This is a genomic window from Microbacterium sp. NPDC056736 (genome assembly GCF_042790415.1).
In the GTDB taxonomy this organism is placed as follows: domain Bacteria; phylum Actinomycetota; class Actinomycetes; order Actinomycetales; family Microbacteriaceae; genus Microbacterium.
In genome coordinates this window covers 22603-44313 of the sequence record NZ_JBHTZE010000010.1, presented here as the reverse complement: position 1 = coordinate 44313, position 21711 = coordinate 22603, and the positions used below count along the sequence as shown (strand labels likewise).

General features: G+C 72.5%; 15 protein-coding genes. 13 read left to right on the top strand and 2 right to left on the bottom strand.

The window, feature by feature from the left end; translation table 11 throughout:
- Positions 1–168: 168 nt before the first annotated feature.
- The gene (locus tag ACFRAL_RS16525; protein ID WP_336394548.1) at positions 169–1446 is read right to left on the bottom strand and encodes an extracellular solute-binding protein; all 1278 of its coding nucleotides are present in this window, start codon (positions 1444–1446) and stop codon (positions 169–171) included.
- Positions 1447–1687: 241 nt separating this feature from the next.
- On the opposite strand from ACFRAL_RS16525, the gene ACFRAL_RS16520 reads away from it, so the two are divergent.
- The 7 genes from ACFRAL_RS16520 to ACFRAL_RS16490 all read left to right on the top strand — a co-directional run bounded on the left by ACFRAL_RS16520 (position 1688) and on the right by ACFRAL_RS16490 (position 12128).
- Positions 1688–4594, top strand: coding sequence for a glycoside hydrolase family 2 TIM barrel-domain containing protein (locus ACFRAL_RS16520; RefSeq protein ID WP_378885005.1), 2907 nt, complete (start codon positions 1688–1690; stop codon positions 4592–4594).
- Positions 4595–4652: 58 nt separating this feature from the next.
- On the top strand, positions 4653–6185 hold the full coding sequence (locus ACFRAL_RS16515) for an alpha-N-arabinofuranosidase (protein WP_378885002.1): 1533 nt from the start codon (positions 4653–4655) through the stop codon (positions 6183–6185).
- Positions 6182–7486 carry an alpha-galactosidase gene (locus ACFRAL_RS16510; protein WP_378884999.1) on the top strand — a complete coding sequence of 435 codons (1305 nt, stop codon included), beginning with the start codon at positions 6182–6184 and terminating at the stop codon, positions 7484–7486. The genes ACFRAL_RS16515 and ACFRAL_RS16510 overlap by 4 nt, the downstream gene beginning before the upstream one ends.
- Positions 7487–7714: 228 nt before the next feature.
- Positions 7715–8917, top strand: a complete 1203-nt coding sequence (locus ACFRAL_RS16505; protein WP_378884996.1) for a Gfo/Idh/MocA family protein — start codon at positions 7715–7717, stop codon at positions 8915–8917.
- Between the two features lie 12 nt (positions 8918–8929).
- A complete protein-coding gene (locus tag ACFRAL_RS16500) occupies positions 8930–10147 on the top strand; it encodes a dihydrodipicolinate synthase family protein (RefSeq protein WP_378884994.1) in 1218 nt (405 codons plus the stop codon).
- Positions 10144–11022 (top strand): sugar phosphate isomerase/epimerase family protein, encoded by an 879-nt coding sequence (locus ACFRAL_RS16495; protein WP_378884991.1) that lies wholly within the window; start codon positions 10144–10146, stop codon positions 11020–11022. The genes ACFRAL_RS16500 and ACFRAL_RS16495 overlap by 4 nt, the downstream gene beginning before the upstream one ends.
- Before the next feature lie 8 nt (positions 11023–11030).
- Positions 11031–12128 carry a dienelactone hydrolase family protein gene (locus tag ACFRAL_RS16490; RefSeq protein ID WP_378884988.1) on the top strand — a complete coding sequence of 366 codons (1098 nt, stop codon included), beginning with the start codon at positions 11031–11033 and terminating at the stop codon, positions 12126–12128.
- A gap of 110 nt (positions 12129–12238) precedes the next feature.
- Here ACFRAL_RS16490 and ACFRAL_RS16485 read toward each other — a convergent pair whose 3' ends face one another.
- Positions 12239–14563 carry a beta-L-arabinofuranosidase domain-containing protein gene (locus tag ACFRAL_RS16485; protein ID WP_378884985.1) on the bottom strand — a complete coding sequence of 775 codons (2325 nt, stop codon included), beginning with the start codon at positions 14561–14563 and terminating at the stop codon, positions 12239–12241.
- Positions 14564–14669: 106 nt separating this feature from the next.
- Between ACFRAL_RS16485 and ACFRAL_RS16480 the strand changes: the two genes are divergently transcribed.
- The 6 genes from ACFRAL_RS16480 to ACFRAL_RS16455 all read left to right on the top strand — a co-directional run bounded on the left by ACFRAL_RS16480 (position 14670) and on the right by ACFRAL_RS16455 (position 21611).
- The gene (locus tag ACFRAL_RS16480; RefSeq protein ID WP_378884982.1) at positions 14670–15704 is read left to right on the top strand and encodes a LacI family DNA-binding transcriptional regulator; all 1035 of its coding nucleotides are present in this window, start codon (positions 14670–14672) and stop codon (positions 15702–15704) included.
- Between the two features lie 468 nt (positions 15705–16172).
- Positions 16173–17183 carry a LacI family DNA-binding transcriptional regulator gene (locus tag ACFRAL_RS16475; RefSeq protein WP_378884979.1) on the top strand — a complete coding sequence of 337 codons (1011 nt, stop codon included), beginning with the start codon at positions 16173–16175 and terminating at the stop codon, positions 17181–17183.
- An 87-nt stretch (positions 17184–17270) separates the two neighbouring features.
- Complete coding sequence (locus ACFRAL_RS16470; RefSeq protein ID WP_336394537.1) at positions 17271–18626, top strand: Gfo/Idh/MocA family oxidoreductase; 1356 nt, start codon at positions 17271–17273, stop codon at positions 18624–18626.
- Positions 18623–19573, top strand: a complete 951-nt coding sequence (locus ACFRAL_RS16465; protein ID WP_336394536.1) for an NAD(P)-dependent oxidoreductase — start codon at positions 18623–18625, stop codon at positions 19571–19573. Before ACFRAL_RS16470 ends, ACFRAL_RS16465 begins: the two co-directional genes overlap by 4 nt.
- Positions 19570–20472, top strand: coding sequence for a 5-dehydro-4-deoxyglucarate dehydratase (locus ACFRAL_RS16460; RefSeq protein WP_378884974.1), 903 nt, complete (start codon positions 19570–19572; stop codon positions 20470–20472). The genes ACFRAL_RS16465 and ACFRAL_RS16460 overlap by 4 nt, the downstream gene beginning before the upstream one ends.
- Positions 20469–21611: a mandelate racemase/muconate lactonizing enzyme family protein gene (locus ACFRAL_RS16455; RefSeq protein ID WP_378884971.1), complete on the top strand. Its 1143-nt coding sequence runs from the start codon at positions 20469–20471 to the stop codon at positions 21609–21611. Before ACFRAL_RS16460 ends, ACFRAL_RS16455 begins: the two co-directional genes overlap by 4 nt.
- Positions 21612–21711 lie beyond the last annotated feature (100 nt).

Sequence of the window (21711 nt, the reverse complement as noted above, 5' to 3'; positions counted from 1 at the left end):
CCCGGCCTAACCCCCCCCCGGAGCGGGTTTTTAGGGTGCGGGGCCCCTGTATTTTGGTCGTCGTGCGGCCCGGCGGGGGGGGGGGGCGCCCCGGCGCCCCCCCCCCCACGGTGATGAGCGCAGAGGTTTCGGCGCTGCGCCCATCGACGGTCTTGGTGGTGGACACGGTCACTCCAGAGCGCCCAGCTGGTCGGTGAACAGGGCGTTGATGTTCTCGATCGTGGTGTCGACGTCCTGCTCGCCGTTGAGGTACTTGACGGTCTCGTCGCGCACCGGGTCGCCGTCGGTCGTCACGCCCTGCGCGCCGTACTGCAGCTCCATCGCCTTGATCTCGCCCACGATGTCGGGAGAGGCCGCGATGTCCTGGTTGTAGATGTCGAAGGCGTCCGCGTGCGCCGCGTACTCGATGTCCAGGCCGCCGATGGCGGGGATGAACGACGACGTCTCCGACAGCTCGGTGTAGTTCTCGGGCTCGTACAGCCACTCGATGAAGTCGTGCGCGGCCTCCTGCTGAGGGCCCTCGAAGACGACGATCGATGCGGCGTTGCCGAAGTTGGTCGCGCGCTCCTCCTCCTGCGGCATGTAGACCGACGCCCACTCGAAGTCGGCGATGTTCACGGCGAAGTCCGCGATCTGCCACGAGCCGGAGAGGTACGACACGACGTCGCCGCTCTTGAACAGCGCGTTCGGGTCGGCATCCGACAGCCACACCGAGCGCGGCATGAAGGAGTCGTCGTTCAGCGAGCCGAAGAACTCCAGCGCGTCCTTCGTGTTGTCGTTCGTGCTGAAGACACCCTCGTCATCGGCCTGGAAGTAGTCCGAGCCGAATTCGTAGAAGAGGGCCTTGAGGCGGTGCGAGGACTTGTCCATCACCATGCCGTACGTGGTGCCGGTCGCGGCCTGGACCTCCTTGACCGCAGCGACGTACTCGTCCCACGTCCAGATGTCGTCCTCGCTGGTGGGGTAGGCGACGCCGGCCTCGTCGAACAGCGTCTTGTTGATGAACATGCCGACCGCGGTGATGTCGGAGGGGAGCGAGATGACGTTGCCGTCGTCGTCCTTGTCGGAGAGGTCCGTGCGGATCTCGCTGCCTTCGGTGATGTCCGACAGATCGGTCGTCGCGTTGCGCCAGACCGGGTCGACGGCGCCGACGCGAGCGATCGCCGGGAGGTCGTTGGCCTGCGCGGCGTTGCGGAGCTTGGTGGCGAGGTCGTCGTTCGCGATGTCGACGATCTCGACCTCGACGCCGGTCTCCTCCTCGTACTTCTCGGCCATGTGGGCGTAGCCGCCGCCCTGGTTGGCGTCGCCCGAGAGGAAGAACTGGATCGGCTCGTCGGTCTGGGCGGCTTCGCCGTTCGAGCCGCAGCCGGTGAGCGCGACAGCGGTGACCGCGGCGGCGGCGAGGGCGAGAGTCACCCGCAGGCGGGGCTTTGCTGAATGCTTCATTGGATTTCCCTTTCGCCCTGGATGTCCAGGGGCCAACGTCCTTGTCGATGCGGCGCGGGATTTCGCGCCTCTGGTGCGGAGCCGGAGCCGGAGCCCGGTGCGGATCGCTGATACGATGTTAGGACATTAGAGCAAAGTTCGTCTACCGGCAAGCGCCTTCCCTCAATTTCCCAGCGAATGGGTAAGCGCCTTCCGTGTAGGGTCGGTGCTTTGACGCTCTTCACTCACCGACGAGGAACCCATGGAGATCGCCACCACCAGCCCCGGCTCCGGCACCACCGCCCCGCGCGCTCGTCTGTGCTCCGATGCGCCCAGCCGGTCGCTCGACGGGCGCTGGAGATTCCGCGTCTCGCCCTCCCTCCGGGCCGCGCCCGAGGACTGGCGCGTCGCAGACGCCGACGGCTGGGGAGTCGTCGAGGTCCCCGGCCACTGGAACCTGCAGGGCTACGGGTCGCCGGCCTACTCCAACGTGCAGATGCCCTTCCCGGTGGACCCGCCGCACCCGCCCGACGTCAATCCGATCGGCGACTACCGGCTCGACTTCGCGGCGTCGGACGAGGTCATCGCGCATCGCCGCCGCATCCTCCGGTTCGACGGCATCGAGTCGGCCGCCGAGGTGTGGTTGAACGACGTGCTCCTCGGGACGACCCGTGGAAGCAGGCTCACGCACGAGTTCGACGTGTCGGACGTCCTCGTCCCCGGGACGAACCGGCTCGCGGTCCGCGTCGCGCAGTTCAGCGACGCCACCTACCTCGAGAACCAGGACATGTGGTGGCTGCCGGGGATCTTCCGGAGCGTGACGATCCTCGCCCGGCCCGACGGCGGGGTCGACGACGTGTTCGTGCGTGCGGACTACGACGCCGACACCGGAGCGGGCACCCTCGACGTCTCGGTCCGCGTCGACGGCGAGGCCGCGGCGCGCATCGTGATCCCCGAGCTCGGCATCGACGCGCCCGCAGCGGACACACTGCGGATCGCCGGGGTCGAGCCGTGGACCGCCGAGCAGCCGCGGCTCTACGACGCCGAGGTCCGCACCCACGCGGAGGTCGTCGCCCTTCGCATCGGGTTCCGACGGGTGGAGGTGCGGGACACGCAGCTCCTCGTGAACGGTGCGCCGATCATGCTGCGCGGCGTGAACCGCCACGAGCACCGCCCGCGGCACGGTCGCGTCTACGACGCCGACGTGGCCCGTGACGAGCTGCTCCTGATGAAGCGCCACAACATCAACGCGGTCCGTACCTCCCACTACCCCCCGCATCCGGACGTCCTCGACCTCTTCGACGAGCTCGGGTTCTGGGTGATCGACGAGTGCGACCTCGAGACCCACGGCTTCGAGCACGTCGACTGGCGCCGCAACCCGAGCGCCGACCCCGCGTGGCGCGACGCGTTCCTGGACCGCATCCGCCGGACGGTGCATCGCGACAAGAACCATCCGAGCGTCATCATGTGGTCGCTGGGCAACGAGTCGCACGTCGGTGCGAATCTCGAGGAGATGGCGCGATGGGCGAAGACCGCCGATCCCACCCGGCTCATCCACTATGAGGGCGATCGCGCGAGCCGCTACGTCGACGTCTACTCGCGCATGTACGCCACGCACGACGAGGTGCGCGCGATCGGCGAGGAGGCGCTGGTGCCGGCACCCTTCGACGCCACGCCGGCCGAGGTGCGCCGCCGCACCCTGCCGTTCCTCCAGTGCGAGTTCGCGCACGCGATGGGGACCGGCCCCGGCGGCCTCCAGGAGTACTGGGACCTCTTCGAGACCTTCCCGCGCCACGCGGGCGGCTTCGTGTGGGAGTGGCTCGAGCACGGCATCGCGGTCGACGGCCCGGACGGCACGAGCCGGACCCTCTACGGCGGCGACTTCGGAGAGGACGTGCACGACGGCAACTTCGTCATCGACGGACTCGTCGACGCGGACCGCAATCCCCGGCCCGGGCTGCTGCACTATGCGGCCGTCATCGCCCCCATCGTCGTGGGGATCGACGGCGCGCGCACGCGCGTGCGCCTCGAGAACCGGTACGACTTCCGCGACCTCGCCGACGTCGCGCTGCGCTGGACGCGCACCGTCGACGGCGAGGTCGTGGCCTCCGGAACCCTTCCCACACCCCCTTGCGGACCGCGTTCCGCCGCGATGGTGGACCTGCCCGACGAGTGCCGGACGGATGCCGCGGCCCGCGTGGCCGACGCGCTCACGGTAGAGGCGGTCTCGGCCGCACCATCGGCCTGGGCGGAGGCCGGCCACGTGATCGCGAGCGGCCAGGACGTCCGCGACGGACGACCCGTCGCACCCGCCCCCGCCGCGGTCGCCGCGACCGCCGACGTCGTCGGCGCCGCGCGGTTCGACCGCACGGGCGGAGGCCTGCAGAGCCTGGGCGGTCTGGCGATCGCGGGACCGACGGTGGGCGTCTGGCGTGCTCCGACGGACAACGACCGAGACATCGGCGACGACGAGCTCGACCTGCCCTCCTACGCCGAGCGCTGGCGCGCGGCCGGCATGGACCGCACCGTGACCCGGCTGGTGGACGCCCTGACCGAGGGCGACGCCGTCACGGTGCGCACCCGCACCGGGACGCCCATCCTCGACAGCGCCGTCGACGCCCGACTGCGGTGGACCGCCCTCGAGGGCGGCGCCGTGCGGCTCGACGCCGAGCTCGAGCCCCACGGCACCTGGATCACGGAGTGGGCGAGGATCGGGCTGGACTTCGTCCTCGCCTCGGCGCCCGTCGGGGTGGACCTGGCGGGATACGGCCCGATGCCCAGCTACCCCGACCTGCGCGCGGCCGCGCGGTTCGGCTGGTGGCACCTCGACGCCGACGAGCTCACCGTGGACCACGTCCGTCCGCAGGAGAGCGGCTCGAGGATCGGCGTGCGCGAGGCCGCGATCGCGACCGAGGCCGGTACCCTGCACGTATCCTCGCTCGACGCCCCCTTCGCGCTCACCGTGTCGCGTCACAGCCGGCGATCCCTCGCCGGCGCCGCCCACAACTGGGAGCTGACTCCGGACGGGCAGACGCACGTGACGATCGACCTCGCCCAGTCGGGTGTCGGCACCGCCACCTGCGGGCCGGGGGTGCTCCCCCGGTACCGCCTCCCCGCGAGGCCGGCCGCCATCTCGCTGATCCTCCGGCACGAGCCGGCATCCCACTGAACCGTCGCCGGCGACGCACGTCCGCATCGCCGGCGCTTCGACCTCCAAGGAGCACCCCGTGACCGACGCGCAGGACGCGACCGCCCGCCTCGACCCGCACCACGAGATCGCCGACATCGACCGGCGGCTGTTCGGCGGATTCGTCGAGCACCTCGGGCGCCACATCTACGACGGCATCTTCGAGCCGGGGCATCCATCCGCCGACGAGGAGGGCTTCCGCACCGACGTCGTCGAGCTGGTGAAGGAGCTCGGCGTCTCGACCATCCGCTACCCCGGCGGCAACTTCGTCTCGGCGTACCGCTGGGAGGACGGCATCGGGCCGAAGGCCGAGCGCCCGCGACGGCTCGACCTCGCATGGCACTCGACGGAGACGAACGAGGTCGGCCTCCACGAGTTCCAGGCGTGGCTCGACCGCGTCGGGAGCGACCTCATGCTCGCGGTCAACCTCGGCACGCGCGGCACGCAGGAGGCGCTCGACCTGCTCGAGTACGCCAACGCCGACACGCAGACAACGTGGACCGACCGGCGCGCGGCGAACGGCCGCGAGACGCCCTTCGGCGTGAGCATGTGGTGCCTGGGCAACGAGATGGACGGCCCGTGGCAGGTCGGCCACAAGAACGCCGACGACTACGGCAAGCTCGCCTCGCAGACCGCGAAGGCGATGCGCATGCTCGACCCCGACATCGAGCTCGTCGTGTGCGGCTCGTCGGGCCGGGGCATGCCGACGTTCGGGTCGTGGGAGCGCACCGTCCTCGAGCACACCTTCGACGACGTCGAGTACATCTCGTGCCACTCGTACTACCAGGAGCAGGACGGAAACGCGCAGGAGTTCCTGGCCTCCGGCGTCGACATGGCGCGCTTCATCGAGGCCGTCGCCGCCATCGCCGACTCCGTGGCCGCGGAGAAGAAGAGCGACAAGCGCATCATGATCTCGTTCGACGAGTGGAACGTCTGGTACCTGCACAAGGAGGACGGCACCGAGTCGGGCCACGAGTTCAAGGGCGGGGCGTGGCCCGTGGCTCCGCGTCTGCTCGAGGACCAGTACCACGCGCTCGACGCCGTCGTCTTCGGCGACCTGCTGATCACGCTGCTGCAGCACGCCGACCGGGTGCGCTCGGCTTCGCTCGCGCAGCTGGTCAACGTGATCGCGCCGATCATGACCGAGCCCGGCGGACCCGCTTGGCGGCAGACCACGTTCTTCCCGTTCTCGATCACCTCGCGCCTGGCACGCGGCAACGCGGTGCGTGTGCCGGTCGCGTCGAGCACCTTCGCCAGCGAGAGGTTCGGCGACGTCCCGGCGCTGAACGCGGTGGCGACCATCGACGACGAGGGCGTGTCGCTGTTCGCGGTGAACCGTTCGACGACGGATGCCGCGACCCTCCGCGTCGACCTCGCCGCCCTGGTGCGCGAGCTCGGCCGCGAGGTCTCGGTCGTGGAGTCGCACCTCCTGCACGAGGACGACCTGTACGCCGCCAACACGCTGGAGGCGCCCGAGCGGGTGGGCGTACGCGAGGCGGAGGCATCCGTCGACGGCGAGCAGCTGTCGGTGACGCTCCCCGCCGTCTCGTGGACGGCGATCCGGCTCGCATGACGCTGCGGAAGACGCCCACCCCGCCGATGGGGTGGAACAGCTGGGACAGCTACGGCACCACCGTCACCGAGGAGGAGGTGCTCGCCAACGCCGCCTTCATGGCCGAGCACCTCCTCCCCCACGGATGGGACACAGTGGTGGTCGACATCGACTGGGCCGATCCGACCGCGCGGTCGCACGGGTACAACGACGCCGCGCCGCTGGTGATCGACGAGTTCGGCCGCGTGCAGCCCGACCCGGTGCGGTTCCCGTCGTCGGCCGGAGGCCGCGGGTTCGCCCCGCTGGCCGCCCGCGTGCACGAACTCGGCCTGAAGTTCGGCATCCACATCATGCGCGGCATCCCGCGCCTGGCCGTCGAGCGCGACCTGCCCGTGCAGGGCGCCGAGGCCACGGCGGCGGCCATCGCCGACTCTGCCAACGTCTGCGAGTGGAACCCGCACTACCTCGGCCTGGACCACTCGAAGCCCGGCGCCGCGGCGTACTACCGCTCGATCGCGGACCAGTACGCGCTGTGGGGCGTCGACTTCATCAAAGCCGACGATCTTCTGTGGTCCTACCAGGCCGCCGAGATCGAAGCCCTCTCGACGGCGATCGAGACCGCGCCGCGCGCCATCGCGCTGTCGCTCTCGCCCGGACGGGACCTTTCGGCGGCCCACCTCGAGCACCTGCGGCAGCACGCCACGATGTGGCGGATCTGCGACGACCTGTGGGACCGGTGGGACGACGTCGAGGCGAACTTCGCGCGGCTGGCACGCTGGGCGCCGCTGGCAGGACCGGAGGGCTGGCCCGACGCCGACATGCTGCCCCTCGGCCGCATCGGTATCCGCGCCGAGCGCGGCGAACCCCGCGAGGGCGCGCTCACCCTGGCCGAGCGCAGGTCGCTGGTCACCCTGTGGGTCATGGCGCGATCCCCGCTCATGATCGGCGGAGACCTCCCCACCAGTGCCCCCGAGACCATCGCCCTCTTCACGAACGACGACGTGCTCGAGGTGCTGCGCGAGTCCACCGGCAACCGCGAGCTGCTGCGCGAGCGAGACCTCGTGGTGTGGGCGGCCGAGCGCGGCGAGACACGCTGGGTCGCCGTCTTCAACACCGCCGACCAACCCCGCGAGGTGCCGTTCGACACGCGGTCGCTCGGCCTCGGCCCCGCCCCCGCAGGCGTCGTGGACGTGTGGGACGCGGCATCCGTCGCCGTGGAGGCCGTCCACGAGCAGTCGGATGCGGCGCGCGGTGTGGCTCCGGGCAGCTCCGTCGTCCGGCTGACGCTCGAGCCGCACGGGTGCGTGCTGCTGCGGGCCTGACCTCGCCACGCGGCGCCGGCCCGGCGCGGCACAGCGTCGGACTTCTTGGGCGACACGCCGGGAGGCGGCATCCGCTCTCGGGCGTGTCGCTCGAAACCTCCGATTCTGTGCGCTCCGGATAGCGCTTGCGAACCGACAAATCCCGTGTCACACTATTGGAAAGCGTTTACCCGCGTCACTGCCCGGTGAGCGGGTACCCACAGCCTTCAGAGAAGAAAGCAGGACCCCATGACCGACACGACACTCGCTCCGGCTTCGGCGGAGACCTCGGCACGTCCGCAGGTGCGCGAGATCGGCATCATCATGAACGGCGTCTCGGGCCGCATGGGCTACCGCCAGCACCTGGTGCGCTCGATCCTCGCGATCCGCGACCAAGGCGGCATCGAGCTCGCCGACGGCACCAAGGTCACCGTCAAGCCGCTGCTCGTCGGCCGCAGCGAGGCGAAGCTCGCCGACCTCGCCGCCAAGCACGGCATCGAGGACTACACGACCGACCTCGACGCCGCCCTGGCCGACCCGCGCTGGGAGATCTACGCCGACTTCCTGGTGACCAAGGCCCGCGCCTCGGCCCTGCGCAAGGCGATCGCCGCCGGCAAGACGATCTACACCGAGAAGCCGACGGCCGAGACGGTCGAAGAGGCGCTCGAGCTCGCGAAGCTCGCGAAGGAGGCCGGCGTCAAGACCGGCGTCGTCCACGACAAGCTCTACCTCCCCGGCCTGCAGAAGCTCAAGCGCCTCATCGACTCCGGCTTCTTCGGCCGCATCCTGTCGGTGCGCGGCGAGTTCGGCTACTGGGTGTTCGAGGGCGACTGGCAGCCCGCCCAGCGTCCCTCGTGGAACTACCGCGCCGAGGACGGCGGCGGCATCATCGTCGACATGTTCCCGCACTGGAACTACGTGATGGAGAACCTCTTCGGCGAGGTCAAGACGGTCTACGCACAGGCCGCCGTGCACATCAAGGACCGCTGGGACGAGAAGGGCGAGCACTACACCGCGACCGCCGAGGACGCCGCCTACGGCGTCTTCGAGCTCGAGGGCGACATCGTCGCGCAGATCAACTCGTCGTGGACCGTCCGCGTGAACCGCGACGAGCTCGTCGAGTTCCACGTCGACGGCACGCACGGCTCGGCCGTCGTGGGCCTCTTCGGCGCGAAGATCCAGCACCGCAACGCCACCCCCAAGCCGGTCTGGAACCCCGACCTCGCCGACGACCACGACTACGACGCCGACTGGGCCGAGGTGCCCACGAACGACGTGTTCCAGAACGGCTTCCGTCAGCAGTGGGAGGAGTTCCTCGAGTCGTACGTGCTGGGCACCGACTACGAGTTCGACCTGCTCTCCGGCGCGCGCGGCGTGCTGCTGGCCGAGGCCGGCCTGCAGTCCAGCCGCGAGGGCCGCAAGGTCGAGCTGCCCGCGCTGTCGCTGGACTGATCGGGAGAACGGATGCCGAAGCTCACACTTCTCTCGGCCGACGGCGCGACGTCGGCGGTCTCGCTGAACGAGTCCCCGGGCTACACGAAGCCCGGGGGCCCGCTCCGCAGCCGCGTGGCGTACGCCGCCGCGCACGTCGTGCCCCACACCTGGGCCGACAACACCCCGGGCCGTCCCGCCGAGGTCGACTGGGACGCCACGCTGGACTTCCGCCGATCGGTGTACTCCTGGGGTCTCGGCGTCGCCGACGCCATGGACACCGCACAGCGGAACATGGGTCTGGACGCCGCCGCGACGCGCGACCTCATCGCCCGCTCGGCGCAGGTCGCCCGCGAGGAGGGCGGCTCGGTCGTCGTCGGCGTCAACACCGACCATGTCGACGAGGAGCGCATCTCGATCGACCAGGTCATCGACGCCTACAAGGAGCAGCTGCACTTCACCGAGGAGCAGGGTGCCGGCCCGGTGCTGATGGCGTCCCGCCACCTCGCGCGGGTGGCGCAGTCGGCCGACGACTACCGGCGCGTCTACCGCGAGGTGCTGCAGTCCGCGACCACCCCGGTCGTGCTGCACTGGCTCGGCACCGCCTTCGACCCGGTGCTGGAGGGCTACTTCGGGTCGCCCGACTGGCGCGACGCGTCGGCGGTGCTGCTGGAGATCATCGAGGAGAACGCCGACAAGGTCGCGGGCGTCAAGATGAGCCTGCTCGACGCGGCCTCCGAGGTGTCGGTGCGCGAGCGCCTGCCCCAGGGCGTGCGCATGTTCACCGGCGACGACTTCAACTACGTCGGCCTCATCGGCGGGCAGGACGTGCCCGACGCGACGCAGCCGGCCCGCAACCCCGACAGCACCCGTCAGCACTCGGACGCGCTGCTCGGCGCCTTCGCCGCGATCACGCCGGTCGCGTCGGCGGCCATCCAGGCGCTCGACGCGGGCGATCCGGCACGCTACCTCGAGATCCTCGGCCCCACCGAGGAGCTCAGCCGCCAGGTGTTCGCCGCGCCCACGTTCTACTACAAGACCGGCGTCGCGTTCCTTTCGTGGCTCAACGGCCACCAGCCGGCGTTCCAGATGGTCGGCGGCCTGCACTCCGCGCGCAGCCTCCCCCACCTGTCGCGCATCGTCGAGCTCGCGAACGCGTCGCTCGCCCTGGAGAAGCCCGAGCTCGCCGCCATCCGCTGGCACGGCATGCTGCGTCACAACGGCATCGACGTCCCGGGGGTGATCGCGTGACCGTGGACCCGCGTCTGTCGATCAACCAGGCCACCATCAAGCACGCCGACCTGGCGACCGCGCTGCGCGTGACCGCCGAAGCGGGCGTGCAGGCGATCGGCCTGTGGCGCGAGCCCGTGCAGCAGGTGGGCCTGGCCACGGCCGCCTCGATGCTGACCGACTCGGGCCTGCGCTTCACGACGCACTGCCGCGCCGGCTTCTTCACGATGCCCGAGGGGCCCGCCCGCCGGGCGTCGATCGACGACAACCGCGTCGCCATCGAAGAGGCGGCGACGCTCGCGGCGGCCGGGGCCGAGGGGTCGACCGCCATCCTCGTGCTCGTCGCGGGCGGTCTGCCCGAGGGGTCGCGCGACCTGATCGGCGCGCGCGAGCGCGTGCGCGACGCGATCGGCGAGCTGGTTCCGGATGCCGCGGCCGCCGGTGTGACGCTCGCGATCGAGCCGCTGCATCCGATGTACGCCTCCGACCGCTGCGTCGTCTCGACGCTCGGCCAGGCGCTCGACATCGCGGCGGACTTCGACCCCGCCGTCGTGGGAGCGACCGTCGACACGTTCCACATCTGGTGGGACCCGGACGTGCTCCCGTCGATCGAGCGCGCGGGCCGCGAGGGCCGCATCGCCACGTACCAGGTCTGCGACTGGAAGACGCCGCTCCCCGCGGACGTGCTCCTCGGCCGCCATTACCCGGGCGACGGCGTCATCGACTTCGCATCGCTCACGCGCGCGGTCGAGGCCACCGGCTACGACCGCGACATCGAGGTCGAGATCTTCAACGAGGACATCTGGGCCACCGACCCGCTCGTCGCCGTGCAGCGCACGGCCGCCGGGTTCGCGGCATCCGTCACTCCTCACCTGCGCGCTCGCGTCGCGCACTGACGCGCCGCATGGGCACCGGAGCGCTGGCGGGGTACGCCGATTGGCCGGCCTACCTCGCGGGCGCTTCCGTGCTCTCGCCGGCCGATCCGCGCCGTCGGGCGCTGGCCGAGGTGCTCGGAGTGCGGGTCGCGCCCGCCCGCGACGTCCGTGTCGAGCGGACCTGGACCGCCGCGGGTGTGCAGGGACGCGAGCTCACGTGGTGGCTCGGGTTCGGCCCGCGCACGCGTGCGTTCCTGCTGACTCCCGTCGGGGCGCATGGGCCGCTCCCCGGGGTGCTGACTCTTCACGCGCACGGCGGGGTCCGCTCCACCGGAGCCGAGCAGCTCGTCGACACGGGGCACGCTCCGAGCCCGTCGGCCGCGCGCATGCGTGCGCGCTGCTACGCCGGCCGCACCCTCGCGAACGATCTCGCTCGTGACGGCTTCGCGGTGCTCGCGCCCGACGCCTTCTCGTGGGCGAGCCGGGCGTTCGACCTGTCGTCGCCTCCCGCCGTGCTCGCGCGTCTCGGTGAGGCACTGGACGCGCTGCACCGCGAGCGGGGCGAGACCCTCTCCCCCGACGAGCGCTTCGACGAGCTGTCGTCGCTGCACGAGTACGGCCTGGCCAAGGCCGCGGGTGCGCTCGGCACGAGCTTCGCGGGAGCCGTCGCCACCGACGACCTGGCTGCGGCCGGGGTGCTCGCCGGGCTCCCCGAGGTCGACGCGTCGCGGCTGGGCGTCGTCGGGTTCTCAGGAGGCGGCGGGCGTGCGCTGTTCACCGCCGCGCTGGACGACAGGTTCGCGGTGACGGCGATCGCCGGCATGATGGCGACGTCGGCGTCGCTCGTGCCCGATTATCTGGAGACCCACTCGTGGCTGCTGCACAGTCCGGGACTGGCCGCACGCTTCGACCTGCCCGACATCGCCGCGCTCGGGCAGCGTGTGCTCGTGCAGTACGGCGCACGTGACGAGCTGTTCCCCCGTGAGGGGATGACGGATGCCGACACCCGCCTGCGCGCTCTGCTCGGGTCGCGCTACACCGGCGCGTGGCATGACGCACCGCACGAGTTCACGGCCGCGATGCAGGACGAGGCGCGGGGGTTCCTGCGGTCCGCTCTCGCGGTCTGACGCCTGCCCGGCGACGGCCCGCACCGTGACCCGCTCACCGGGCACACCGTGATCGGCGGGTCGCGTCTTCGGTGATCGCGGGCGGCCGCGTGGCTGTGCGACAGCTCCGGTCAGCGATCCGACGCCGCGGCGAGCGCGCCGAGCTCGGTCAGACGCGGGGTGACCGAGCCCGCCGCCTCGATGCGCACCGGCAGATCCGACGCGCCGGTCGCGTCGCCGAGCGGCACCTCGCGCGTCCCGTCGCTCGACGACGCCGGCACGACCTCGTCGAGCACCACCGCGCCGCCCACGACGACACGCACGCGGGAGTCCTCGTCGCCGCCGAGCCACGACAGTCGCAGCGTGTCGGCCGTGCCGCTCCAGTCGCGCAGCGTCACCGCGATCGTGCCGCGGGTCCGACGCCAGCGGGTGTCGCCGCGCACGCCGATCTCCTCGTCGGTGGCCGTGAGGGCGTGGTCGGACTCCGGCTGCTGCTCACCGAATGCGACGACGTCCCGGGTGCGGGCTTCGAGACCGAGCGAGTCGGTGTCGATCCGCTCGAGCGCCGCCCGCCGGGCCGGCACGTCCCGGGCGTGGGCGGCGAGCGGCCACGCCACGATGTAGCGGGCGTCGTGGACCCCGGCGAACGGCTCGAGATCGACGCTGCCGCCGTCCGCGGTGGGCACGCGCACCGAGCCCGGGCCGAGCCGGACGGCGTGCTCGAGGGCGTCGCCTGTCAGCACCGGTGCGCCGGCGAGCGGGCGGAGCGGGCCGACCGCGATGTGCCCCATGCGTGCCCCGGTGCCGCGGTAGGCGACCGCGTCGTCGGGCACGCGGTGCGCGAGCACATCGGGGCCGTCGACGATCCACGCCCAGTCCGACCCGTCCGCCGCGCGCTCCCAGCGCAGGCTGCGCGCGAGCGACAGCTGCACGACCGTCTCGCCCTCCGCCGCGTCGAACCGCAGCCGCGAGCCGGCGGGCGCGCGCCGCGGGGCAGCATCCGTCATCCCCTCGGCGATGGTCGCGAACGCGTCGCCGTCGACCCAGCCGGGGATCAGCACGGCCACGCGGGTGGGGCGGGCGGCCCGCACGCGGAGCGTGACGTCCACGGCCGCGGCGTCGGAGCGGTCGTCGACGGCGATCACGACCTCGGCCCCGTCGGACTCGAACCGCGACGGCACGAGCGCGTTGACGCGCACCTCGTCCGGTGCGGCGGAGTAGACCAGCGCGGCGTGGCGCGACTGCGCCTCGAAGCCCGAGCCCATGCAGCACCAGAATCCGTCGGCCTCGGGCGAGTAGACGCGGTAGTGCGCGGGCCGCTGCGGCGTGAAGTACACGAGTCCGCCGTGGACCGGATGCTGCGCTGAGCGCAGGTGGTTCGCGCGGGCCCGCTCCGCCCACAGCACGTATGCGTCGTCACCGGTGAGCTGATGCAGCTCGGCGGCGAGCTTGACCATGTTGTGCGTGTTGCACGTCTCCGGCCCCTCGCGCGCCGTGAGCATGCTGGAGAGGTCCTGCGGGAAGTGCTCGCGCACGCTGTTGCCGCCGATTGCGGCGCTGCGACGGCGGGCGACGCGCTCGAAGAAGAAGCGAGCCGCGGCACCCTCGCGCGCCTCGATACCGGTCAGGAGCTCCGGCGCGAGGTCGCGGGCCGCACGCTCGATGGTGGCGAACCCGACGACCACCGGGATCTGCGTGTTGGCATGCAGCCCGTCGAGCTCGTCGCGTCCCGCAGCCAGCGGCTCGACCAGCCCGCGACGTACGAAGCGGCGGGCGAGATGCAGCTGGGCGGGCTCGCGCGTGAGCAGCGCCAGCCGCGCGAAGGCCTCGGTCATGCCCCCGAACTCGCAGTCGAGGATGCGCTCGAACGTGTCGTCCCCGAGCTCGCCGGCCACGCGGAGCCACCACGCGCCGAGGTCGTCGAGCGTCGCCCGCGCGTCGGGGTCGCCGGTCAGCTCGGCGGCGTCGATGAGCCCGGCGAGGGTCTTGTGGAGGTTGTACAGCGGCACCCACCGCCCGTTGAGGTGGAAGGCGCCCGCCTCCACCCGGCCGGCGCGCAGCTCGTCCCACAGCGCCTCTCCGTCCGGCACGCCGCCGACGTAGCCGCTGCCGCGCGCGAGCTGACAGTGACGGATGCCGCGCACCAGCGTTCGTGCGAGCTGTGCGGCGGCCTCGTCCCCCGCGGCGGCCAGCGTGCTCGCGGCCGACAGGACGTGGCCGGCGGTGTGGCCGTCGAGCCCATCGGACTCCCACCCTCCGTACGGCTCGGCGTGCTGGGCGAGGCCGGCCTCCCGACGGAACGGGGCGAGGAGCCGCTCGGGATCCAGCCGCTGCAGCGTCGCGCTCACGGTGCGCTGCGCGTCGAGGTCGGGGCCGGGCGCGAGGCGCACGCGCGCGGGTGGTGCGAAGGGAACGGTGGCGGGCGGCGCGACGCTCGATGCGGCGGGTCGTGTCATGGTGCTCCTCGGGGACGACGCTGTTGCCGAGAGGATCTCGAGCCGGATTGGGAAACCGCTTCCCAATCTAGTGCTCGAACCGGACACAGGGCCTAGACTCTGGCTCGTGAGCGACATCATCGCGCCGACCCGAGGCGCCGCCACCCTTCACGACGTCGCGCGCGAGGCCGGAGTCTCGCTCGCGACCGCGTCGCGTGTGCTCAACGGCTCGACCCGCAAGGTCGCCGAGAGCTACCGCGAGCGCGTCCAGGCCGCCGCCGACAAGCTCGGCTACACGGCGAACCTGTCGGCGCAGGCGACCGCGCGCGGCACGGCCGCGATCGTCGCCCTCCTCGTGGCCGACATCGCCGACCCGTACTTCGGCCAGCTCGCGTCCGGCGTGGCGCGGGGTGCCGACGAGGCCGGCCTCGTGGTGACCATCGCCATCACCGAGCGCGACCCGCAGCGCGAGGTCAAGCTCGTCCGCGCGCTGCGCGGCCAGCGCCCGCGCGGCCTCATCCTCGCGGCCTCCCGCGTGGAGGGCCCCGACGCGGTGGGACTCCAGGGCGAGCTCGACGCCTTCTCGCAGATGGGCGGGCGGGTCGTCGTGGTCGGGCCCGGCGGCGGGTCCGCCCGGTCGGTCGCCGTCGACAACCGCGGCGGCTCGGCCGCGCTCGGCGCCCAGCTGGCGGGCGTCGGCTATCGCGACGCGATCGTGGTCGCAGCATCCGAGGGCATCCGCACCTCGGACGACCGCATCGCCGGCTTCACCGAGGGCTTCACGTCCGCCGGCGGCACCGTGCGCGAGGTGCGCCGCGCGGGCTTCACGCGCGACGCGGGCTATGCCGCCGCCACCGAGCTGCTGCAGGGCGACGTGCCCGCCGGCACCCTGATCTTCGGCATCAGCGACGTCGTGGCCATCGGCGTCATGTCCGCCGTGCGCGACGCCGGGCGCAGAGTCGGCGACGACATCGCCGTCGCCGGCTTCGACGACATCGCGACCGGCCGCGACATCCGCCCCGGGCTCACCACGGTCCGCGTCCCGCTCGAGGACCTCGGCTACCGCGCCCTGCACGCCGCGACCGACGCGGAGTGGGAGGACGACGAGCCGTCCCTGCCCCTCGAGGTGATCCTCCGCGGCAGCACGCCGCCGCGGGCCTGACCCCGCCGGGCGACGCGCCGCCGGGCGCCGCGTCGCCGGCGCGGCGTCGCCGGTTCGCGGGGTCCGCCGGGTCGAGGCATCCGTCGCCCGTCTTGCGCCGCTGTGGCGCCTGCGCGCACGATCCGAGATTCGGAGAATCCGCTGGTTTTCGGATCCAGATGCCGCGCGCGATCCGGAAAGCGGCGAGAAGTCCGAATTCCGGATCCGCGAAAAGGCACGCGCGCGAGACCCGAGCCCCCGAGCCCGCGAAAGGGCACGCGCACAGCCTTGAGCTTCCGGATGGGCGCGAGCCCCGAGCCCGCGAAAGGGCACGCGCACAGCGTCGAGCTTCCGGAAGGGCACGCGCACGAACCCCCGAGCACCCGAACGGCAGGGCCCACAACCCCCAGAGTGCGCGACCCCTCCCCACCGCGGGCGAGGAAACGTTTCCGGGTAGGCTGAGCGCGCCCCGGACCGAAGGAGCACCCGATGCCTCGCCCGCCACGCGCCGACGGATCGCGCGTCACCATCGCAGACGTCGCCGCTCGCGCCGGCGTGTCGCTGTCGACGGTGTCGCGCGCGCTGAACGGCAACCCGACCGTCGATCCGGCTCTCGCGGAGCGGGTGAAGGATGCCGCGGCCGCCCTCGACTACACCGCGAGCCCCGTCGCCCGCAGCCTGGTGCTCGGGCGCACGCAGACGGTGGCGGTCGTCGTTCCCGACCTCGGCAACCCCACGTTCCAGGCGATCCTCCGCGGGCTCAGCCGCGCCGCCGCCGCTGACGACTACCACGTGCTTGTCGCCGACTCGGCGGAGTCCGTCGACGAGGAGCGCGTCCTCGCCGGCGCGACGCGGCGCCGCACCGACGGCGTCATCCTGTGCTCGCCGCGCCTGCCGCAGGACGAGCTCGACCGCCTCGTGGGGGGCCTGCGCCCCGTCGTGCTGATCAACCGCGCGTCGGGCGACGTGCCGAGCGTGCGTGCGGACTACCGCAGCGCGCTGGCCGCCGAGCTCGCGCACCTCCACGCACTCGGTCACCGCCGCATCGTGTTCCTGGCGGGAGCCCCGCGCAGCGTGGCGAACGCGGCCCGGCTCGAGGCGATCGCCGGCTTCGTGGCCGCGCACCCCGACACCGACGTCACCGAGATCCCCTGCGGCGTCGACTTCGAGTCGGGCGCCGCCGCCGGCGACGACGTGCTCGCCTCGGGTGCGACGGCCGCGCTCGCCTTCAACGATCTCGTCGCGATGGGTCTCTTGAGCGCCGTGCAGGCCCGCGGATGCCGCGTCCCGGCCGACCTGTCGATCGTGGGCTTCGACGACATCCCGTTCGCCCGGTACACGACTCCGCCGCTGACGACGGCGGCCGTGCCCGCTTCCGAGCTGGGCGCACAGGCATGGGCGCGGATGCGGCAGCTGCTGGAAGGCGCGGAGCCGGGGCATCCGCTCACCCTCCTCCCCGAGGTCACCGTCCGGGGAACGACGGGACCCGCCGCCGCGTGACGCCGGCACCGCGGCACTGATCCGGGTTCCGAGGACGGCCCCACGGGCCCCGTGCTATCCTGAGAAAACGTTTCCTGAAGGAGAGAGATGAGCCACCGCCGGTATGCCCTCGTCGGTGCGGGACACCGCGCTCAGATGTACGTCGACGCGATCATCGGGCGCTACGCGGACGACGCGGCGCTCGTGGCGATCTGCGAGCCCAACCCGGTGCGCGCGCAGTACTACGTCGACCGCGTCACCGAAGCGGGCCTGCCCGCTCCCGCGGTGTACGGCCCGGACGACCTCGAGGCGATGGTCCGCGAGCAGCGGGTGGACCGCGTGGTGATCTGCGCGCGCGACGACCTGCACGCGCCGTTGATCGTCAGGTCGCTGGATGCCGGCGCGGACGTCGTCGTCGAGAAGCCGCTGACCATCGACGGGCCGTCCGCTGCGGCGATCGAGGACGCCATCGACCGCACCGGCCGCGAGGTCGTCATCACCTTCAACTACCGCTACTCCCCGCGCAACTCCGCGCTGCGCCAGGTCATCCAGGACGGCGTCATCGGCGAGGTCACGAGCGTGGACTTCTCGTGGGTGCTGGACACCAAGCACGGGGCGGACTACTTCCGCCGGTGGCACCGCGAGAAGGAGCACTCCGGCGGCCTGCTCGTCCACAAGGCCAGCCACCACTTCGACCTGGTGAACTGGTGGATCCGCTCCGCGCCCCGGCGCGTCTACGCGTCGGGCGGCCTCCGCTTCTACGGGGCCGACAACGCCGCGGCCCGCGGCATCGGGAACCGTCCCGCCCGCGGCACCCACGACGGTGCCGACGCGTTCGAGCTGGACCTGCGCGACGACGAGCGCCTCAAGGCGCTCTACCTGGACGCGGAGCAGCACGACGGCTACCTGCGCGACCGGGACGTGTTCGGCGAGGGCATCACCATCGAGGACAACCTCGCCCTGGTCGTGGACTACGCCTCCGGCGCGACCCTGTCGTACTCGCTGAACGCCCACGCGCCGTGGGAGGGCTACCGGGTCGCGGTCAACGGCACGCTCGGCCGCGCCGAGCTGGAGGTCGTCGAGCGCGGTGCCGTGCTCGCCGACGAGGGGCTGCACCCCGTGCTCGACCCGTCCGCCGTCCACGCCGGCGCATCCGGATCGCTCCGCCCCGAAGGCGAGCGGCTCATCGTGCAGCGGCACTGGGAGGCGGCCTACGAGGTGCCGCTCGAGGGCAACAGCGACGGCCACGGCGGCGGCGACGCCCTGCTCCTGGCCGACGTGTTCGAAGGTCCCGGCGACGACCCGCTGGCCCGCCCCGCCGACTGGCGCGACGGCGTCCGCTCCATCGCCGTCGGCATCGCCGGCAACCGCTCGCTCGAGACCGGGCTCCCCGTCCAGGTCGCCGAGCTCGGCATCCGCCTCCTCACCACGCCCGCCGCCGAAGCGGCCGCGGTCCGCGCATGAGCCGGATCGCCGTCACCGGCGGCGCGGGGCGCCTCGGCCGCAGCCTCGTCGCGGGACTCGCGGCGGCGGGTCATGAGCTGGTGTCGCTCGACCGCGCCGTGTCGGATGCCCCCGAGCTGGGCGACGTCGAGCAGGTCGCCGTGGACCTCACCGAGACGGATGCCGCCGCCCGCGCGATCGCCGGCACGCGGGCGGACGCGCTCATCCACCTCGCCGCCATCGCGGTGCCGTTCAGCGCACCAGAGGATGTGATCCTCCGCACGAACGCGACGATGGCGCTCAACGTGCTCTCGGCCGGCGCGCACGCGGGCATCCGCAGGATCGTGACCGCGTCGAGCCCCACCGTGCTGGGCTACGGCGCGCCCACCGGGTGGCTGCCCGAGCGGCTCCCTCTCGACGAGGAGTCGACGCCGAAGCCCTGGAATGCCTACGCGCTGTCCAAGCACCTCGCCGAGCAGACCATCGCGATGCTCGCCCGCCAGACCGGTGACGCCGTCCGCTTCGCGGCCTTCCGCCCCTGCTACGTCATCGCGCCCGAGGAGTGGCAGGGCGCGCTCACGCAGCAGGGCCACACGGTGCACGAGCGGCTGGCGGATCCGGCGCTGTCGGCGCCCGCCCTCTTCAACTACGTCGATGCCCGCGACGTCGCCACGTTCGTCGATACGCTGCTGCTGGCCCTGCCCGAGATCCCTAACGCCGAGGTGTTCTTCGTCGGCGCCGACGACGCGCTGGCGCGCCGGCCGCTCGCCGAACTGCTGCCCCGGTTCGTCCCCGGCACCGAGGACCTCGCCGCCGAGCTGACGGGCACGGCCCCCGCGTTCTCCAACGCCAAAGCGCGTCGCGTGCTCGGCTGGCGTCCCGCGCACACGTGGCGCGGCGAGCTCGGCGAGCCCGCGTACGACCCTGCCCCCTCTTCCGACCTCGCCCGAAAGGACGTGCTGGCGTGAACTTCGACGGCATCCTCTTCTTCCCCGTCACGCCGTTCGACGCCCAGGGACGCGTCGACGAGGACCTGCTGCGCACGCACGTCGCCACGACGCTCGAGCACTCCCCCGGCGGCGTGTTCCCGGCGTGCGGCACGGGCGAGTTCCACGCGCTGTCCACCGAAGAGGCGACACGCGTCGTGCAGGTCGCGACCGAGACCGTCGCCGGCCGCGTGCCCGTCGTCGCCGGCACCGGCGGCCCGCTCGGCCACGCGACGACGCTCGCCCGCGCGGCCGCCGATGCCGGAGCAGATGCGCTGCTCGTGCTGCCGCCCTACCTCGTCGGCGGCCCGCAGGCGGGACTGGTGGCGTACGTCGAGGCGGTGGCCGCGGCATCCGATCTCCCCGTCGTGATCTACCACCGCGGCAGCGCCCAGTACTCCGTCGACTCGGTGCGCCGCCTGGCGCGCAACCCGAAGGTCGTCGGCTTCAAGGACGGGGTCGGCGATGTCGGCCTCGCGCAGCAGATCGTGCGCGCCGTCGCCGCGGAGGGTCGCGACGACTTCGCCTTCTTCAACGGCCTGCTGACCGCCGAGCTGACGCAGGGCGCGTACCGGGGAATCGGCATCCCGCTGTACTCGTCGGCGGCGTTCGCGATGATCCCCGAGGTCGCGGGGGCGTACTACCGCGCGTACGTCGACGGCGACGAGGTGCGCCGCGCGGAGCTGCTCGACGGCTTCTACTCGCCCCTCGTTCAGCTGCGTGATGAGACCCCGGGCTTCGGCGTCTCGCTCATCAAGACGGGCCTGCGGCTCGGCGGGCTCCCGGTCGGCTCCGTGCGTGCGCCGCTCGTCGACCCCACCCCGGCGCAGGAGGAGCGCCTGGCCGAGATCCTCGAGGCGGGACGGGCGCTGCTGCCATGACCCGCGCTCGCGAGGCCGTGTCGGATGCCGCGGGCGCGGCGTTCGAGGCCGCACCGACGATCGCCGCCTTCGACGCGCGTCTGGTCCGGGTCGCCCTGACGCGCCCCTGGGCCGCGGACGTCACGTCGGTGGGCGTCATCGCCACGCACGTGGTGCGGTCGGACGGCGCCGAGGGCTGGGGCTTCGCGTGGACGCCGCAGATCGGTGCCGAGGCGGTCCACGCCCTGCTCGCGAACGACATCGCGGCCTTCGCCATCGGGCGCACCGCCGACCCGGGCGCCGAGTGGCGCACGCTGTGGCAGCACCTCCACGAGGCGGGAGGGGGCGGGATCACGACGATCGCGCAGGCGGGCCTCGACCTCGCACTGTGGGATGCCGCGACCCGCGCGGCCGGGACGTCGCTGACCGGCTTCCTCGGCGCCCAGCGCGAACGGGTGACGGCCTACGGCTCGGGCGTGAACCTGCACTACACGCAGGATGAACTCGTCGCCCAGGCGCGACGCTGGGTCGACGCCGGCTTCGGCGCCGTGAAGGTCAAGGTCGGCAAGCCCGATGTCGCGGAGGACCTCGAGCGCCTGCGGGCCGTCCGCGAGGTGCTCGGACCGGACCGCGCGCTCATGATCGATGCGAACCAGCGATGGGAGCTGGACCGCGCCACGCGCTCGCTGGAGGTGCTCGCCGAGGTGTCGCCGGCGTGGATCGAGGAGCCGCTGCGCGCCGACGACCTGTACGGGCACGTCGAACTGTCCCGGCGCCTCGCCGCCTCGAGCGGGATCCCGATCGCCGTGGGCGAGAACCTGCACAACGTCTACCGCTTCGACGACTTCCTGCGGCTGGGCGCCGCGCAGATCGTGCAGCCCAACGTGGTGCGCGTCGGCGGGATCACCCCGTTCCTCGGCATCGCGGCGATCGCCGCCGAGTACGGCGCGGCGCTGCACCCCCATCTGCTGCCGGAGCTCTCGGGCCAGCTCGCGCTCTGCCTGCGCGCCGTGCCCGGCGTCGCCGAGCCCATGGTCGAGGACGTCGAGGACGCCGGTTTCGCCTCCCTCGGCGCCCTCCGCGACGCATCCCCGGTGCGCATCGCCGACGGCACCCTCACCGACGTCCCCCACGCCGGCCTCGGCATCCGATTCTCATGACTCCCGTCTCCCGCCCCCTGATTCGTTCGCTGCGCCTGTCCGCCGTCACCCGTGATCCGCGTATGCCTGTGACGGACGAGCACGACGGACCGGGCGAGCG

Excerpts from the sequence above, each read along its gene's own strand:
- ACFRAL_RS16525 (WP_336394548.1), bottom strand. The coding sequence starts at position 1,446 with ATGAAGCATTCAGCAAAGCCCCGCCTGCGGGTGACTCTCGCCCTCGCC.
- ACFRAL_RS16520 (WP_378885005.1), top strand. The coding sequence starts at position 1,688 with ATGGAGATCGCCACCACCAGCCCCGGCTCCGGCACCACCGCCCCGCGC.
- ACFRAL_RS16510 (WP_378884999.1), top strand. The coding sequence starts at position 6,182 with ATGACGCTGCGGAAGACGCCCACCCCGCCGATGGGGTGGAACAGCTGG.
- ACFRAL_RS16505 (WP_378884996.1), top strand. The coding sequence starts at position 7,715 with ATGACCGACACGACACTCGCTCCGGCTTCGGCGGAGACCTCGGCACGT.
- ACFRAL_RS16500 (WP_378884994.1), top strand. The coding sequence starts at position 8,930 with ATGCCGAAGCTCACACTTCTCTCGGCCGACGGCGCGACGTCGGCGGTC.
- ACFRAL_RS16490 (WP_378884988.1), top strand. The coding sequence starts at position 11,031 with ATGGGCACCGGAGCGCTGGCGGGGTACGCCGATTGGCCGGCCTACCTC.
- ACFRAL_RS16485 (WP_378884985.1), bottom strand. The coding sequence starts at position 14,563 with ATGACACGACCCGCCGCATCGAGCGTCGCGCCGCCCGCCACCGTTCCC.
- ACFRAL_RS16475 (WP_378884979.1), top strand. The coding sequence starts at position 16,173 with ATGCCTCGCCCGCCACGCGCCGACGGATCGCGCGTCACCATCGCAGAC.
- ACFRAL_RS16470 (WP_336394537.1), top strand. The coding sequence starts at position 17,271 with ATGAGCCACCGCCGGTATGCCCTCGTCGGTGCGGGACACCGCGCTCAG.
- ACFRAL_RS16465 (WP_336394536.1), top strand. The coding sequence starts at position 18,623 with ATGAGCCGGATCGCCGTCACCGGCGGCGCGGGGCGCCTCGGCCGCAGC.
- ACFRAL_RS16455 (WP_378884971.1), top strand. The coding sequence starts at position 20,469 with ATGACCCGCGCTCGCGAGGCCGTGTCGGATGCCGCGGGCGCGGCGTTC.